This is a genomic window from Azospirillum sp. BE72 (genome assembly GCF_031455875.1).
In the GTDB taxonomy this organism is placed as follows: domain Bacteria; phylum Pseudomonadota; class Alphaproteobacteria; order Azospirillales; family Azospirillaceae; genus Azospirillum.
In genome coordinates this window covers 52345-68746 of sequence record NZ_JAVDTO010000006.1, presented here as the reverse complement: position 1 = coordinate 68746, position 16402 = coordinate 52345, and the positions used below count along the sequence as shown (strand labels likewise).

General features: G+C 69.1%; 11 protein-coding genes. 9 read left to right on the top strand and 2 right to left on the bottom strand.

Annotation, left to right across the window (positions count from 1 at the left end; all coding sequences use genetic code 11):
- Positions 1-235 precede the first annotated feature (235 nt).
- On the top strand, positions 236-2797 hold the full coding sequence (gene ptsP, locus J2Y49_RS17685) for a phosphoenolpyruvate--protein phosphotransferase (RefSeq protein ID WP_310116177.1): 2562 nt from the start codon (positions 236-238) through the stop codon (positions 2795-2797).
- Between the two features lie 137 nt (positions 2798-2934).
- Here the strand turns inward: ptsP and J2Y49_RS17680 are convergent, their stop codons facing one another.
- A complete protein-coding gene (locus J2Y49_RS17680; RefSeq protein ID WP_310116176.1) occupies positions 2935-3618 on the bottom strand; it encodes a hypothetical protein in 684 nt (227 codons plus the stop codon).
- 298 nt (positions 3619-3916) lie between these two features.
- Here J2Y49_RS17680 and J2Y49_RS17675 point away from each other — a divergent pair, with 298 nt between their 5' ends.
- The 3 genes from J2Y49_RS17675 (at position 3917) to J2Y49_RS17665 (ending at position 8757) form a co-directional block, all read left to right on the top strand.
- Positions 3917-4831 (top strand): DUF6502 family protein, encoded by a 915-nt coding sequence (locus tag J2Y49_RS17675; RefSeq protein ID WP_310116175.1) that lies wholly within the window; start codon positions 3917-3919, stop codon positions 4829-4831.
- On the top strand, positions 4828-6162 hold the full coding sequence (locus J2Y49_RS17670) for a hypothetical protein (protein WP_310116174.1): 1335 nt from the start codon (positions 4828-4830) through the stop codon (positions 6160-6162). Before J2Y49_RS17675 ends, J2Y49_RS17670 begins: the two co-directional genes overlap by 4 nt.
- Positions 6163-6654: 492 nt before the next feature.
- Positions 6655-8757 (top strand): HAMP domain-containing methyl-accepting chemotaxis protein, encoded by a 2103-nt coding sequence (locus J2Y49_RS17665; protein ID WP_310116173.1) that lies wholly within the window; start codon positions 6655-6657, stop codon positions 8755-8757.
- A gap of 30 nt (positions 8758-8787) precedes the next feature.
- Here the strand turns inward: J2Y49_RS17665 and J2Y49_RS17660 are convergent, their stop codons facing one another.
- On the bottom strand, positions 8788-10005 hold the full coding sequence (locus J2Y49_RS17660) for an ROK family protein (RefSeq protein ID WP_310116172.1): 1218 nt from the start codon (positions 10003-10005) through the stop codon (positions 8788-8790).
- Positions 10006-10431: 426 nt separating this feature from the next.
- Here J2Y49_RS17660 and J2Y49_RS17655 point away from each other — a divergent pair, with 426 nt between their 5' ends.
- From J2Y49_RS17655 to J2Y49_RS17635, 5 genes are all read left to right on the top strand, one after another.
- Positions 10432-11961, top strand: a complete 1530-nt coding sequence (locus J2Y49_RS17655) for a sugar ABC transporter ATP-binding protein (RefSeq protein WP_310116171.1) — start codon at positions 10432-10434, stop codon at positions 11959-11961.
- 10 nt (positions 11962-11971) lie between these two features.
- Positions 11972-12946, top strand: coding sequence for an ABC transporter permease (locus J2Y49_RS17650; protein WP_310116170.1), 975 nt, complete (start codon positions 11972-11974; stop codon positions 12944-12946).
- Positions 12947-12969: 23 nt separating this feature from the next.
- Positions 12970-13965, top strand: coding sequence for a substrate-binding domain-containing protein (locus tag J2Y49_RS17645; protein WP_310116168.1), 996 nt, complete (start codon positions 12970-12972; stop codon positions 13963-13965).
- Positions 13966-14125: 160 nt separating this feature from the next.
- The gene (locus tag J2Y49_RS17640) at positions 14126-15193 is read left to right on the top strand and encodes a sugar phosphate isomerase/epimerase (RefSeq protein WP_310116167.1); all 1068 of its coding nucleotides are present in this window, start codon (positions 14126-14128) and stop codon (positions 15191-15193) included.
- Positions 15190-16362 (top strand): Gfo/Idh/MocA family oxidoreductase, encoded by a 1173-nt coding sequence (locus J2Y49_RS17635; RefSeq protein ID WP_310116166.1) that lies wholly within the window; start codon positions 15190-15192, stop codon positions 16360-16362. The genes J2Y49_RS17640 and J2Y49_RS17635 overlap by 4 nt, the downstream gene beginning before the upstream one ends.
- Positions 16363-16402: the final 40 nt, after the last annotated feature.

Below are 16402 nucleotides of genomic sequence, written 5' to 3'. Positions count from 1 at the left end.
AGCTTGTCAGGCAAGGCTTGAGGCTTATCCCGGATGCGCAAGGCCGGGCGCGGATTGGCCGTCGGCTTCCGCCTTTTCCGGACAGGAAGTTTCGATAATCTATAGCGGGAATTGCGCTTGGGCTATGCGGCGTCTGCGCGCATACAAACGATCGGGCAGCCGTGAGACGATGACGGCCGTCCGACGCGAAGGCGCCCGCTGGGGTCGATGCGTTAAGAATGAGGACCAACCAATCATGACCGCGATCACGCTTGCAGCACCGCTGGCCGGATGGGCCATGCCGCTGACCGAGGTTCCCGACCCCGCCTTCGCCCAGGGGCTCGTCGGGACCGGCATGGCCATCGACCCGACCGAGAACGAGTTGCGCAGCCCCTGCGACGGCGTCGTGCTGTCGGTTCACCGCGCGCGCCACGCCTGTACCGTGCGCGCCGCCAGCGGTGCGGAGGTGCTGCTGCATCTGGGCGTCGACACCGTCGGGCTGAACGGCGAAGGCTTCACCGCCCATGTCCGCGACGGGCAGGCGGTAAAGGCCGGCGATCCCCTGATCAGCTTCGACATGGATCTGGTGGGAAGCCGGGCGCAGAGCCTGGTCAGCATGATGGTCGTCGTGAATGACGGCTTCACCGTCGACGGTCAGTCCGTCAACCGCGAGATCGCGGTGGGCGAGCCGGCGATGACCATCCACGGCGGCAGCGGCGCCGATGCCGGGGCTTCCGCCGCCGCTCCAGACTCGGACGAAACGGGTGAGCGCGGCGTCGTCATGCCCATCGCCAACGGGCTGCATGCCCGGCCGGCCGCAACGCTTGTCGCCGCCACCAAGGCCTATCCCGGGACCGTCACCATCCAATGCCGCGACCGCAGCGCGAACGCCAAGAGCGTCGTCGCCCTGATGGGGCTGGGCACCGTGCTGGGCGACAGGCTGACCGTGCGCGCCGCGGGCCCCGGAGCCCAGGACATGGCGGAGAGCATCGCCGTGCTGATCGAAGGCGGGCTGGGCGATCCCGTCGTCGACGGTGCCGCGACCGCGGCAGCGCCGGTTGCCGCCACGCCCGCCGCCCCTACGGCCCAACCGGTGGAGGAGGAGGTCGGCCCGCCCTTCGGCCCCGGCGAGGAGGTGCTGCTGAAAGGCACCATCGCCGTGCCGGGACAGGCGGTGGGATCCGTCGTCCGCCGCTTCCGCAGCGCCGTGCGCGTGGCGGAGGACGGCGCCGGACCGGCGGTGGAGGAGCCGCGGCTGCATCGGGCGCTGGACAGCGTGATCGCGGAACTGGGCCGCTCGGCCGAACGGATGCCGGAACACGCCGCCATCTTCCAGGCCCACCGCGAACTGCTGGACGATCCGGAACTGCTGGACGGCGCGCTTGCCGACATCCGCGCCGGCAAGAGCGCGGAATGGGCTTGGCAGCGGACGGCGCGGCTGCAGGCCGATGCGCTGGCGGCGCTGGCCGACCCGCGCATGGCCGAGCGGGCGGCCGACCTGCGCGACCTGGAACAGCAGGTGCTGGCCGTGCTGGCCGGCAAGGCGCCGAGCGTCGGTCTGGCGGAACTGCCGGCCGGCAGCATCGTGCTGGCCGACGAAATCCTCCCCTCCGACCTTGCCGGCGTCCCGGCGGGGCGGCTGGCCGGCATCGGCATGACGCATGGCGGCCCGACCTCCCACGCCGTCATCCTGGCGGCGGCGCTCGGCGTCCCGACCGTGGTGGCGCTCGGCCGGCAGGCGGAACGGGTACCGGACGGCGCCCCCGTCGTGATCGACGGCAACCGCGGCGAACTTCTGGTCTTCCCGCCGGAGGACATGCTGGCGACCACGCGCACCGCCGTCGCCGCCCGCGCCGCGCGCCGCGAGGAGAACCGCCGCACCGCCGGCGAGGACTGCCGCATGGCCGACGGCACGCGGATCGAGGTCTTCGCCAACCTGGGCCGGGTCAGCGACGCCCCCGGCGCCGTGATGGAGGGGGCGGAGGGCTGCGGCCTTCTGCGCACCGAATTCCTGTTCCTGGAACGCCAGTCCGCCCCCACCGAGGACGAGCAGTATCAGCAGTACCAGCAGATCGCCGACGCGCTTGAAGGCCGGCCGGTGGTGATCCGCACGCTGGATGTCGGCGGCGACAAGCCGCTGTCCTATCTGCCGCTGCCGAAGGAGGAGAACCCGGTGCTGGGCCTGCGCGGCGTCCGCGTGGGCTTGCGCGAACCGGAGCTTCTGCGCGCGCAGATCCGCGCCATTCTGCGGGTGAAGCCGGCAGGCGCCTGCCGCATCATGGTGCCGATGATCGCCTCGCCGTCGGAACTGCTGGCGGTACGCCGGATGGTGGACGAGGAGCGGACAAAGCTCGGCCGTGCGGAACCGATCGAGCTGGGCGCGATGATCGAGGTGCCGGCCGCGGCGCTCATCGCCGACCGCATCAGCGCGGTGGCCGATTTCCTGTCCATCGGCACCAACGACCTGACCCAGTATGTGCTGGCGATGGATCGCGGCAACCCGCATGTGGCGGCACAGCTCGACGCCCTGCATCCGGGCGTGCTGCGGCTGATCCGTCTCGCGGTGATGGGGGCCAAGACCTATGACCGGACGGTCGCGGTCTGCGGCGGCTCCGCCTCCGACCCGATGGCGGCGCCGTTGCTGATCGGGCTGGGCGTGACGGAACTGTCGGCCACCCCGGCGGTGATCGCCGACCTGAAGGCCTTCATCCGCACCCTGCGCATGGAGGACTGCCGCCGCGTCGCCGAAGCGGCGCTGGGCACCGACAGTGCCGACGAGGTCCGCCGGCTGGTGGCGGAGACCTGGCCGGCGATCTGACGCCGAATTGACAAGCGAGAGGTCAACAAGCGAAAGGCCGGCCGCCCGTTTCTGGGCGGACCGGCCTTTTCCTCTCTGCGAGTTCCTCTCTGCGAGCAGCCCGGATCAGGTGGGGGCGGATCAGATCCGGCCGGCCATCAGCAAGGCGGCCACCGCCTGACATCCGCATGCCGGCGGGCGGCGGCGCGGGAGGCGGTGCGCATCGCGGCGATGCCGATCAGCGACGTGGCGACGAATAGGCCGGGCTGCAGGTCGCCCCGCATCAGCAGAGCGGCGGCCATCCCCACGATCAGCACCCGATAGACCGTCTCGCAAAAGCGCAGACCGGCCAGGAAGGCGTCGGCACAGCCGAAGCCGTCGCTACCGACCGGTCGGCCGACCTGCGACCTCCCCGTCATCGGGTTCGCCGGTCCGGTGGCGCCAAGCGCGATCATCGCCGCCAGCGCCGCGACGCCGGCCATCGCCAGCGCGCCCAGCAGCGGATGCAGCAAGGCCAGGACCGCCAGATGGACCGGTGCCCACACGGCCTCCAGCACCCACACGCGGTCCAGCCACGCCACGGCTCCTCCCGACGGCATCAGCCGCGCCAGTTCCCGCGCCTGGGCGAAGTCCAGCAGGGCATGGAGGGCGAACAGTCCCAGCGCGACGGCGACCAGAGCAAGCAGCGCACCATACCCCGCGCCGTCCCACAGGGCCGACTGGAGCGGACCGGCATAAAGCGCGCTGCCGGCCACCAGCAGATTCGCCAGCGCCCCGAACAGGCCACTGCGGACCAGGGCGGATCGGTTGAAGGCCGCGCGACGGGCGGTGGACGACACCATGTCGGACGCTCGCGTTCGGAAAGGAAGGACCGAGGATGGAGCCGGTGAGTTCCGGTGGGCGGACTGGTCGAACGATACTAGGCTCATGCGGGTTACGGCCGGACGGCCGCTCCTTCACCACGGGGCGCTGGAACGATGCGCCGGAGCGGAACCGGTGCACCGCCGGCATGATGCGTGGGAAAATTTCCCACATCAAGCGAAAAGGTGATTCCCTTTCCGCTGAGCCGCGCTATTGTCGGCTCTGTCCCGGGGCATGATCGCCCTCGTCATTGCCAAGCTTTGTTGGAGTTTCCGGCGCGTGCCGACCCGCAACCCCGAATCCGACAGCCCGAAGGGGGCCCGCCTGTCCGGGGCGGCTCCCCCGCCGGGGGTGCTGACGGCGGTTCGCCGGGTGCTGGTGCCGTTGGTGCGGACGCTGATCGGCTTCGGGATATCCTGGCCGATGCTGGCGAACCTGCTGAAATCGGTGTATGTCGAGGTGGCGGAGCGAGGCTTCGCGCTCCCCGGGAAGCCGATAACCGACAGCCGCATCACCCTGCTGACCGGCGTCCACCGCAAGGACGTCAGCCAGATCCGCAACGCTCCGCCGCCGGCGGAGGCCGCCGCCGCCGCGGCACCGTCGTTCGGATCGCAGGTGTTGAGCCGCTGGCTGACCGAAGCCGCCTTCCGCGATGCCGACGGCCAACCGCGCCCCCTGCCCCGCACCGCTTCAGCCGATGGCGAGGCCGGTTTCGAGACGCTGGTCACCGCCATCAGCAAAGACATTCGCCCGCGCGCCCTGCTGGACGAACTGCTGCATGCCGGGCTGGTGGCGGAGCGGCCGGACGGCCTGCTCGAACTCGCTGCGGCGGCGCATGTGCCGCGCGGCGACCTGGACAAGCTCGCCTATTATTATGGCCGCAACCTTGCCGACCATCTGGCGGCGGCCGGGCACAATCTGGCGGGCGGCGCGCCGCCCTTCCTGGAACGGGCGCTGGCCTATGACCGGCTGAGCCCCGAGTCCATCGCCGCCCTGCGCCGGGAGGCGGACCGGCTGGGCATGGCGATGCTTGTGGAGTTGAACCGGATGGCCGCCGACCTTGCCGACGGCGATGCAGGCCGCGAGGACGCCAACCACCGCTTCACCGCCGGCCTCTACCTCTATGACGAGGCGGAACCGCCCGCGCCTGCGCAGGAAACCACCGATGCCGGTGGGGGAGCCGCCCCGCCGTGACCGATTCAGCCAGCCCCCCGCTTCGCCGCCCGCCCGGCACTCCGGCCCGCAACCTTCTGCTGACGCTGATGCTGGTCGCCGCCGGCTGCGGCCCTCTGCGCGACGGCTCCTCCCGCGATGGCGGCGTCGCGGACCGCGGGATCGGGGGAACCGGCATTTCGGTCACCGACCGCGGGATCGGCGGGACAGGGATTGGCAAAACGGGAATTATCGGCACTGTGACCGCCTTCGGCAGCGTCTGGGTCAACGGCCTGCGGGTCGATCTGCCGCCCACCACGGCGGTGCGGATCGAAGGCCGGCCGGCGGAGCCCGGCGAGGTCAGGCTCGGCCATACGGTCGCCATGACGGCGAGCCCCGGCGGACCGACCGGGCTCACCGCACGCACGCTGGAGGTCCGCTATGTCGTGGCCGGTCCGGTGGAGCGGGCGGAGGGGGGCAGCGGTCTGGTGATGGGGCAGCGCATAGACCTCGCCGATGCGGAGGGAACCACCGCGCTCACCCGCGGCCGTTGGGTCGCCGTTTCCGGCCTGCGCCGGCCGGACGGCGTCGTCGATGCCAGCCGGGTCGATCCCTGGGACCCGGCCCGGGGCTGGATCCTGCGCGGCCGGCTGGATGCGGCCACACCCACCACTCTCACCGTCGCCGGGGTAACGCTTCGGCGCGGGGTGAGCGCTGCCATGCCTCCGGTCGGAAGCCTCGTCCGCGTCGCCGGAGTTCTGGCTGCGGCGGATGCCTCCGGCAACGCGGCGCTGTCGGTCACTCTAGATCCCTTCAACCCCTTCGGCTCGGCTGTCGGCGCACTGTCGGTCGAAACCTATGTGGATTCGTCGGGACAGACGGCGTTCCCCGGCGGCCCCCAGCTGGACATGGCGGATCGCGGCGCGGCGCCGGCACGGGTGGTGATCGACAGCGTGGTGACATCCGGTGGCGGACTCGGCCGCAGCCGCGCCTTCGGTGCCGCGCGCCTGGGCGGGCGGTCGCTGTCCGGCGCCGACCCCGCGGCACGCGCCGCCGGACTGGCGCGTGAAAGTCAGCGTCCTGACGGCCCACCGGGTGGGCCGGGCATGGATGGACCGACACCGGAACCCGGCCGCTCCGCCACCGACGCAGATGCACCATCCGGCCCGGCGCGCGCCGGCAGCCTACCTTCACCCGGTGCATCCTCGCCGGCCGGCGGCAGGTTCAGCGGACCGGACAGGGGACCGGCTGGCACACCCGGCAGCAGCTTCGGCCGCGGTGGCGGTCCAGGCAGGGGCCCCCGCGGACATGGTCCCGGATCAGGCGCCGGGCCGGGAGGAAGCCCCGGTGGTCACAGTGGCGGCGTTCACTGACGCTCAGCGGCGCAGTCCAGCAAATCAGGGTTGCGCCGATGGCCTCATGAAAGCGCCTGGTCCGAACAAAGTCGAGGGATGCACAAACACTGATCGCAAAACCCGCGCGCACCTTACCATCACAAGGTAGCCTAGCCCGCTCTTGGCTCTTTTATTCGAAATTTCTGCAAATTTTACTGACAGTTTCCACGGGACCTGCTGCGGCATTTTGATCCACATTTTGAATATGCCTGCATTCTCAAAATTTTATGAGTTAACATACTAGTATATCAACGTCGAAGGAATGCCCCGGCGGAAGGAACTGTCCAGTTGTCAATAAGGGTAGAGCCGGGCTGACCGCTCTGCTTCCTTTATTGTCTTTGGTTTAAACCATGGACCACGTCGAATGCCCACTGCCGCACGAACCCGGACACCTCCCGGGCTCATGCCGGCCGGCGTTACGGCCGCTCCCTCCGCACAGGCCGGAACTCTTCGCATAGACAGGACCTGACCATGATCACGCTCCTTCCGCGGCTGTCGATCCGCGCCACGCTTGGCCTTGTCGTCGCCGCGCTTGGCCTGCTGCTGATCGCCACCAGCACCTACACGATGATCGACGTGGTGAACCGGACGCGCACCGCCGACAGGGTCGCCGCGCTCAGCGAGACCAGTCGAGAGTTGCTGCGCACGCTGCTGGCGATCCGGCTGGAGCGCGGGCTGGTCGGACCGGCGCTGGGGGCCGAAGGATCGCTCGGCGACACCGAACTCCGCCAGATCTCCGCGAACCGCGAGGTGGCGGAGGCCGGCTACGCCGCCATCGCCGCCAAGCTGGGCGGGCTCGACCTTCCCGGCCTGCCGGCTGCAACGGAAAAGCTGCGCAGCACGCACGACACGCTCGCCGAATTGCGTCGGCGTGTCGACGATGCCCTCCGGCAGGGCAAGTCGGCGCGTGATCCGTCGGTGGCCGCGGCCTGGGCGACGGCGCCGGTCGCCTATCTCGACGCGCTGACCGCCGCCACCGATCTGCTGGACGCGTCTCTGAAGCTGGCCGATCCGATGGTCGATCACCTGCTGGGCATCAAGCGCGCCGCCTGGAACACCCGGCTGAATGCCGGCGGCATGGCGCTGCGCATCCAGACTGCGGTCGCCACCGGCCAAGCCTGGACCGCGGCCGACGCACAGGCGGTGGCGGAGGCTATCGGCCGCACCACCCAGGCCTGGACCCTGGTGACGGAATCCGCCGCCCGTCCCGACACGCCCGACACCATCCGCAGCGCGGTCGAGAAGGCCAGGGTGAATTTCGAAGGCCCGCTGGTCGAACAGCGCAAGGCGGTGCTCGCCGCGCTCGCCGAAGGACGCAAGTCGCCGGTGGAGATCGGCACGATGCGCCAACAGGACACCACCAGCCAGGGCTATATCGTCGATGCCGCGCTTGCCGCGGTGGACCGGATGGTCGCCCGTGCCGATGCGCAGGCTGCCCATGCCACGCGCGACGCCGTCATTGCCGGCCTTCTGGTGGTGGCCGCCATCGCCCTGACCATCGTCGGTCTGATCGTCGCCAAGCGCCGGGTGAGCGACCCGATCCGCTCCATGACCGACGCGATGCGCCGGCTGGCCGACCGCGACATGGCGGTGGCGATCCCCGGATTGGACCGCAGCGACGAGATCGGCGGCATGGCCGCGGCCGTCACCGTGTTCCGCGACAGCATGATCACTGCCGACCGGCTCGCCGCCGAACAGGCGCGCGAACAGGCCGCCAAGGAAAAGCGCGTGGCCCATCTGGAAGCGCTGATGCGCGACTTCGACGCCAAGGCGATGCACATCGTGGAGACCGTCGCGTCCGCCGCCACCGAGATGCAGGGCACCGCCGGCGCCATGTCCACCACCGCCTCCCAGGCCAGCGAGCAGGCGACCGCCGTCGCCGCGGCGTCCGAACAGGCGTCGGCCAACGTCCAGACCGTGGCCTCGGCGACGGAAGAGCTGTCGGCCTCCATCCTGGAGATCGGCCGACAGATCGCCGCCTCCACCCGCATCTCGGGCGAAGCGGTGACCCAGGCCGACCAGACCAACACCACCATGCGCGTCCTGGTGGAGGCGGCCGACCAGATCGGCCATGTGGTGGAGATGATCAACACCATCGCCGCGCAAACCAACCTGCTGGCGCTGAACGCCACCATTGAGGCCGCCCGCGCCGGCGAGGCCGGAAAGGGCTTCGCCGTCGTCGCCGGCGAGGTGAAGGCGCTGGCCAGCCAGACCGCCCGCGCCACCGACGAAATCCAGGCCAAGGTGCGGGAGATCCAGCTCGCCACCGGCGGCGCGCAGGAGGCGATCCAGGGCATCGGCCAGACCATCGGCCGCATCAGCGAGATCACCACCACCATCGCCGCCGCGATCGAGGAGCAGGGTGCCGCCACCCGCGACATCGCCGGCAACGTAACGGAGGCCGCGCGCGGCACCAGCTCGGTGTCCTCCACCATCGTCGGCGTCAACCATGCGGTTCTGGAAACCGGCTCCGCCGCCACCGAGGTGCTGGATGCCGCCAGCAGCCTTGCCCGCGAAGCGGAAACGCTGCGCGGCGAGGTCACATCCTTCATCACCGCGGTGCGCGCGGCATAACACGCATGCAGAAGCGGGTCATGAGTGGCATCAGGGGCGGCCGGACCGCTCCCTGCCCGCCCCCGCCAGCATGGTTTCCTGCACCGCCATCACCGCCGCCCCGATCACCCCGGCGCTCTCCACCTCCGGCACATACTGGATGTCGAGATGCCGGGTGGAGAGGGCGAGCGAGCGCTGGTAGACGCTCTGCCGGATCGAGGCCAGCAGCAGCGGGCCGATCCGGGCGACGCCGCCGCCGATGAAGATGTGCGACGGGTTGAAGAAATTGACCACCGCGGCCAGCATCCGGCCGATATGGGCGCCGGCCTGCTGGACGATGGCATTCGCGGCGGCGTCGCCCGCCCGGCTGGCATTGCCGAGATCGACGGTGGTCAGCGCGCCGTTGCGCTCCAGCAATTCCATCAGTCGCGGGCTTTCCCCGGCGCGGGCCGCCGCCTCCGCCATGCGGGCGATGGCCGGACCCGCCGCCATCGCCTCGACACAGCCGGCATTGCCGCAATGGCAGAGCGGCCCTTGCGGATCGACGCAGATATGCCCGACGTCGCCGGCCGAACCGTCCCGCCCGCGATAGACCATGCCGTGGCAGATGATGCCGCAGCCGATGCCGGTGCCGATCTTGACGACCAGGAAGTTCTGAAGCTGCCCGCGCAGGCGCCAATGGGTGCCCAGCGCCATGATGTTCACGTCGTTGTCGACGAACACCGGGGCCGCATACTCCTCGGCCAGACAATCGCGGATCGAGAAGCTCTCCCACCCCGGCAGCAGCGGCGGATTGACCAGCATGCCGCTGTCGAAGGCGACCGGCCCCGGCACGCCGACCCCGATCCCCAGCACCTGCGCGGCACCGATCCCGCAGCGTTCCCGCGCCTCGCGCAGCATTTCTCGCACACGTGCGAACAGGGCGGCCGGACCGTCGCGGACGTCCGCAGGTTCCGACCGGTGGTCCAGCACCGTCATGTCCGGCGCGAGCAGAGCCACGTCGACGCTGGTGGCGCCGATGTCGATCCCCGCCAGCACCCCCATGCGGTGGCTCAGCCTCAGCACCTCCGGCCGCCGCCCGCCGGACGAGGGCTGCACCCCGCCCTCCTCGATCAGTTCGCGGCCGATAAGGCTGGCGATGACCAGGTTTGCCTTGCTTTTGGAGAAGTCGACGGACGACGCCAGTTCGCCGCGCGACAGCCCGCCCGACCAGAACAGCCGCTCCAGCATGGCGCGCTCGCCGTCCGACAGACGTTGCCAGTCAACCATCGGCTTGTGCCTTTCTGAACATGGGGAGTTAGCCCCCCACCTAACCTCCCCCGCTCTCAGCGGACCTATGGTCCGCCTGCCGCGACAGCACAAAGCGGAGCTTTGTGCGAGAGCTGGGCGGGGGAGGGACTGCCGCTCCCCTTCCGAACACGCACCTGCCCCCTCCCCCGCCCAGCGGGGGAGGGTTGGGGTGGGGGCAACCGAAGTCAGCACGACCCCACCTCCCTACCACACCCACCCCACTTTTACCAAATTATGTTCGAAGTCGTCCATTGTCTGTCCAAAGCGTCGGGCTTACCATCCGCTCAACAGACGAAGCGGCGTCTTCCGGGACGACACGCTCCGCGATGGGAGAAACGTCATGGACGGCATCCGCCCTGCCGCAGCTTTGCGGACGGTGGAAAGGCCGTCAGGGGGTGCGGAGCCATGAGCCTGCATGTCGCCTTCGACGGCATCACCAAAGAGTTTGGAGCCGTGCGTGTATTGCACGGCGTCAGCTTCGACCTGCATCCGGGCCGGGTGCATGGGCTGCTGGGCGAGAATGGCGCCGGCAAATCGACACTGATGAAGATCCTCGCCGGCTATCACGCGCCGACCTCCGGCACGCTCAGCATCGATGGTCAGCCGGTGACCTTCATAAGCTCCCGCGACGCCGAGAAGCGTGGGATCGTGCTGATCCACCAGGAACTCAGCCTCGCCGACGACCTCACCGTCGCCCAGAACATGTTCCTCGGCCACGAGATCAAGCGCGGCTGGCTGCTGGACGACCGCGCCATGCGCGAACAGGCGGCCCACGCCCTGCGTCAGGTCGGCTTCGAGCGCGACCCCGACACCAAGGTGCGCGACCTGATCGTCGCCGAAAAGCAGCTGGTGGAGATCGCCAAGGCGCAGCTGCGCAACGCCCGCCTGCTGATTATGGATGAACCGACGGCCAGCCTGACCCCGTCCGAATGCGACCGGCTGTTCGGGCTGATCGACCGGCTGCGCTGGGACGGCGTCACCATCGTCTACATCTCCCATAAGCTCGACGAGGTGGAGCGCATCACCGACGAGGTGATCGTCATGCGCGACGGCCGCTTCGTCGCCCGCGCCCCCACCGCCGAGACGCCGCGTCAGCGCATGGCGACGCTGATGGTCGGGCGCGAGCTGACCGACATGTTCCCCGACAAGCACATCCCCGCCATCGGCAAGCCGCTGATGGCGGTGCGCGGCCTGACCGTCCCCGGCTGGGCGGAGGATGTCAGCTTCGACCTCGCTCCCGGCGAGATCCTGGGCTTCGCAGGGCTTGTCGGCGCCGGCCGCACCGAACTGTTCGAGGGCATTCTGGGCCTGCGCCCGCGCAGCGCCGGCACCATCGAGATCGAAGGCCGCACTGTGTCCTTGCGCACCCCGCGAGAGGCGATGCGCAACGGCCTGACCTATCTCAGCGAGGATCGCAAGGGCAAGGGCCTGCACGTCAAGATGGGGTTGCGCGACAACCTGACCCTGATGACGCTGCGCCACCACGCCCAGCCGCTGCTGTCGCCGGCATCGGAGGATCGGGCGCTGGAACACGCGGTCGCCAACTTCGGCATCCGCGGCGATCCGCAGGGAACGGCGTCGTCACTCTCCGGCGGCAACCAGCAGAAGCTGGCCATCGCCAAGTTCCTGGAGCCCGACCCGCGCGTCTTCGTGCTGGACGAGCCGACGCGCGGCGTCGATGTCGGCGCCAAGCGGGACATCTATTTCCTGATCGCGCGGCTGGCCGCCGAAGGGCGCGGCGTGATCGTGATCTCATCCGAACTGATCGAACTGATCGGGCTCTGCCACCGGGTGATCGTGATGCGCGGGCGCCGGGTGACCGCGACCGTGCCCGCCGACCGGCTCAGCGAAGAGGAGTTGATTGCCCATGCCATCGGGACAGATGCCAGCGGGACCGACGTCAGCACCCACACCCGCCCCCACGCCGTCCGCTGAGGTCCGCACCGTGTCCACAGGCAAGCCGGCGCGCCGGTTCGATCCGCACCGCTTCGGCCCGGTCATCGGGCTGGTGCTGCTGCTGATCGTCGGCACGGCGCTGAACCCGGATTTCGCGACCTGGGACAACCTGATGAACGTGCTGACCCGCACGGCCTTCATCGGGATCATCTCCATCGGCATGTGCTTCGTCATCATCTCCGGCGGCATCGACCTGTCGGTGGGATCGATGGCGGCGCTGATCGCCGGCGGCATGATCCTGCTGATGAACGCGCTGGCCGCATCGGTCGCCTCGCCGGTCGCGGTGGTGGGGCTCGGCATGCTGTTCGCGCTGCTGCTGGGCGGCGGGTTCGGGCTGGCGCACGGCTATCTGAACACGCGCGGCCGGATCGAGCCCTTCATCGTCACGCTGGGCACGCTCGGCATCTTCCGCGCCGTGCTGACATGGCTGGCCGACGGCGGCGCCATCACGCTGGACAACGATCTGTCGGAGGCTTACGGCCCGGTCTATTACGGCAGCCTGCTCGGCATTCCGGTGCCGGTCTGGGTCTTCCTGGCCGTGTCTGTCGCGGGTGCCGTCCTGCTGAACCGGACCGCCTTCGGCCGCTATGTCCAGGCCATCGGCTCCAACGAGCAGGTGGCGCGCTTCGCCGCGGTGGATGTCGACCGGGTGAAGCTGCTGACCTACGGCCTTCTCGGCGTCTGCGTCGGCATCGCCACGGTGCTGTATGTGCCGCGCCTGGGGTCCGCCTCCCCCACCACTGGCCTGCTGTGGGAGCTTGAAGCGATCGCCGCGGTGATCGTCGGCGGCACCTCCTTCAAGGGGGGTGAGGGGCGGATCGCCGGCACGGTGATCGGTGCGGTGCTGCTGTCGGTCATCAGCAACATCCTGAACTTGACCAGCATCATCAGCGTCTACCTGAACGCAGCGGTCCAGGGCTGCGTCATCATCGCCGTCGCCTTCCTGCAGCGCCGGCGCCCTTAAAAACGATAAGGAGGAGAAACGTCATGTCGGAAGTTGCGCGTTACACCCGCCGTTCAATGTTGGGCCGTCTTGTCTTGGGCACCGGTCTGGCCATGGCGGCGACGGTCGCCCTCGGCAGCGGCGCCTTCGCGGCGGATGCGGTGAAACTGGGCGTCAGCATCCCGGCCGCCACCCACGGCTTCACCGGCGGCATCGTTTGGTGGGCCAATCAGGCGAAGGCGGAGCTTGAAAAGGCCCATCCCAACCTGAAGATCACCGTCAAGACCGCCAGCGGCGCGCCCGAACAGGCGAACCAGCTTCAGGATCTGGTGACAGTGACCAAGATCGACTCGCTGGTCATCTTCCCCTTCGAGTCCGCCGCCCTGACCCAGCCGGTGATGCAGGCGAAGAAGAAGAACGTCTACGTCACCGTCGTCGACCGCGGCCTGACCGACCCGAGCGCGCAGGACGCCTACATCGCCGGCGACAACACCGCCTTCGGCCGCATCCCGGCCGAATACATCGCGAAGAAATACAACGGCAAGGCCAACATCGTGGCGCTGCGCGGCATCCCGACCACGCTCGACAACGAGCGGTGGGAGGCCTTCACCGCCGTGATGAAGCAGCATCCCGGCATCAAGATCCTGGACGCCAAATATGCCAACTGGAACCGTGACGACGCCTTCAAGGTGACGCAGGATTTCCTGACCCGCTTCAAGGAGATCGACGTCGTCTGGGCCGCCGACGACGACATGGCCTTCGGCGTGCTGAAGGCGATCGAGCAGGCCAAGCGTACCGACATCAAGGAGGTGTTCGGCGGTGCGGGTTCCAAGACGATGGTGAAGACCATCATGGACGGCTCCAACCCGCTGCTCCACGCCGACGTGTCCTATTCGCCGAAGTTCATCTACGACGCCATCAAGATGACCGCCGAAGCCCGCCTGAAGGGCGACAAGCTGCCGGCGACCCACATCATCCCGTCGGCACTGATCACCAAGGAGAACGCGAAGGAGTTCTACTTCGCGGATTCGCCGTACTGAGCCTTGCGGCGTTAGACCCCCACCTAACCTCCCCCGCTGGGCGGGGGAGGGACTGCCGCCACTCTCCCGCCAAAGCGCCAGTCCCCTCCCCCGCCCAGCGGGGGAGGGTCAGGGTGGGGGCAAGTGGCCGCACCTCCCGTCAACCGGGGAGCCCAAACCCATGAAGACCATCAAAGGCCCCGCGATCTTCCTCGCTCAGTTCGCGGGCGACGCCGCGCCGTTCAACTCGCTGGACGCCATCGCCCGCTGGGCTGCCGGCCTCGGCTTCAAGGGCGTGCAGATCCCGACCTGGGACCGCCGCCTGTTCGACCTGCAGAAGGCCGCCACCAGCCAGACCTACTGCGACGAGGTCAAGGGCACGCTCGCCGATGCCGGGGTCGAGTTGACCGAGCTGTCCACCCACCTGCAGGGCCAGCTCGTCGCCGTCCATCCCGCCTACGACGCGCTCTATGACGGCTTCGCCCCGGCGGAGGTCCATGGCCGCCCCGACGCGCGACAGGCCTGGGCGGTGGAGCAACTGCACCTCGCCGCCAAGGCATCCGCCAATCTCGGCCTGACAGCGCACGCCACCTTTTCCGGTGCCCTGGCATGGCCCTATCTCTACCCGTGGCCGCAGCGTCCGCCGGGCCTGATCGAGACCGCCTTCGACGAGTTGGGCCGGCGCTGGCGCCCGATCCTGGATGCCTTCGACGAGGCCGGATGCGATCTCTGCTACGAGATCCATCCCGGCGAGGACCTGTTCGACGGCACCACCTTCCAGATGTTCCTCGACCGGGTGGATGGGCACAAGCGCTGCAACATCCTGTTCGATCCCAGTCATTTCGTCCTGCAGCAGCTGGACTATCTCGGCTACATCGACGTCTTCCACGACCGCATCCGCATGTTCCACGTCAAGGATGCGGAGTTCAATCCCACCCCTTGGCAGGGCGTCTATTCCGGCTATGCGCCGTGGAAGGACCGGGCCGGACGCTTCCGCTCGCTGGGCGACGGGCAGGTCGATTTCCGCGGCATCTTCTCCAAGCTGACACAGTACGGTTTCGACGGCTGGGCGGTGCTGGAATGGGAATGCTGCATCAAGCATCCGGAGCAGGGAGCCGCCGAGGGCGCCCGCTTCATCCAGGACCACATCATCCGCGTCACCGACCGCGCCTTCGACGATTTCGCCGATGCCGGAACCGACGAGGCGGCCAACCGCCGGATTCTGGGTCTGGGGAAAGGGACATCATGAGCGCGGATCAAGCACCCGCGGCCTCCAGACGCTTGAGGCTGGGCATGGTCGGCGGCGGTCAGGGGGCCTTCATCGGCGCCGTCCATCGCATCGCCGCCCGTATCGACGACCGCTATGAACTGGTCGCCGGCGCCCTGTCCTCCAACCCGGAACGGGCGCGGGCCAGCGGGGCGGAGCTGTTCCTGGCGCCCGACCGCTGCTACGACAACTTCCGCAGGATGGCTGAAGTTGAGGCGGCGCGGTCCGACGGCATCGACGCGGTCGCCATCGTCACGCCCAACCACCTGCATTACCCTGCCGCCAAGGCCTTCCTCGAGGCCGGCATTCACGTCATCTGCGACAAGCCGCTGGTCCATACGGTGGAGGAGGCGGAGGAACTGGCGGGACTGGTTCGCGACCGCGACCTCGTCTTCGTGCTGACCCACAATTACAGCGGCTATCCGATGATCCGGCAGGCCCGCGCCATGGTCGCGGAAGGGACGCTGGGCAAAATCCGCGTGGTTCAGGCCGAATATGCCCAGGACTGGCTGGCGACCGATCTGGAGGCCAGCGGCCAGAAGCAGGCCTCCTGGCGCACCGATCCGGCGCGGAGCGGCATCGCCGGTTGCATCGGCGACATCGGCACCCACGCCTTCCATCTTGCGGAGTTCGTGACCGGCCTCCGCTGCACCGATCTCGCCGCCGATCTGACCGCCTTCGTACCCGGCCGGCGGCTGGACGACAACGCCCACATCATGATGCGCTTCGACGGCGGCGCCCGCGGCATGCTGTGGGCGAGCCAGGTCTGTCCCGGCACCACCAACGGCCTGCGCCTGCGCGTCTTCGGCGAAGCCGGCGGGCTGGAATGGCAGCAGGAACAGCCCAACGAATTGCGTTTCACCCCGCTGGGCGAGCCGACCCGCACCCTGCTGCGCGCCGGCGCTGGCAGCCTGCCGGCCGCGACCACCATCTCGCGCACCCCCGCCGGCCATCCGGAAGGCTATCTGGAAGGTTTCGCCCAGATCTACCGCGACGCTGCCGACCGCATCGCCGCCCGGTTGGACGGCCGCCCGGCCCCTGCCGACGTGCCCCTGCCGACGGTGGAGGACGGGCTGCGCGGCGTGCGCTTCATCCACGGCGCGGTCGAGTCCAGCCGGCGTGATGCTGCGTGGGTTTCGTTGGCTGGTTAGTTACCCAAACCCCGCACCAAATCCCCCTCTCCCCCCTGGG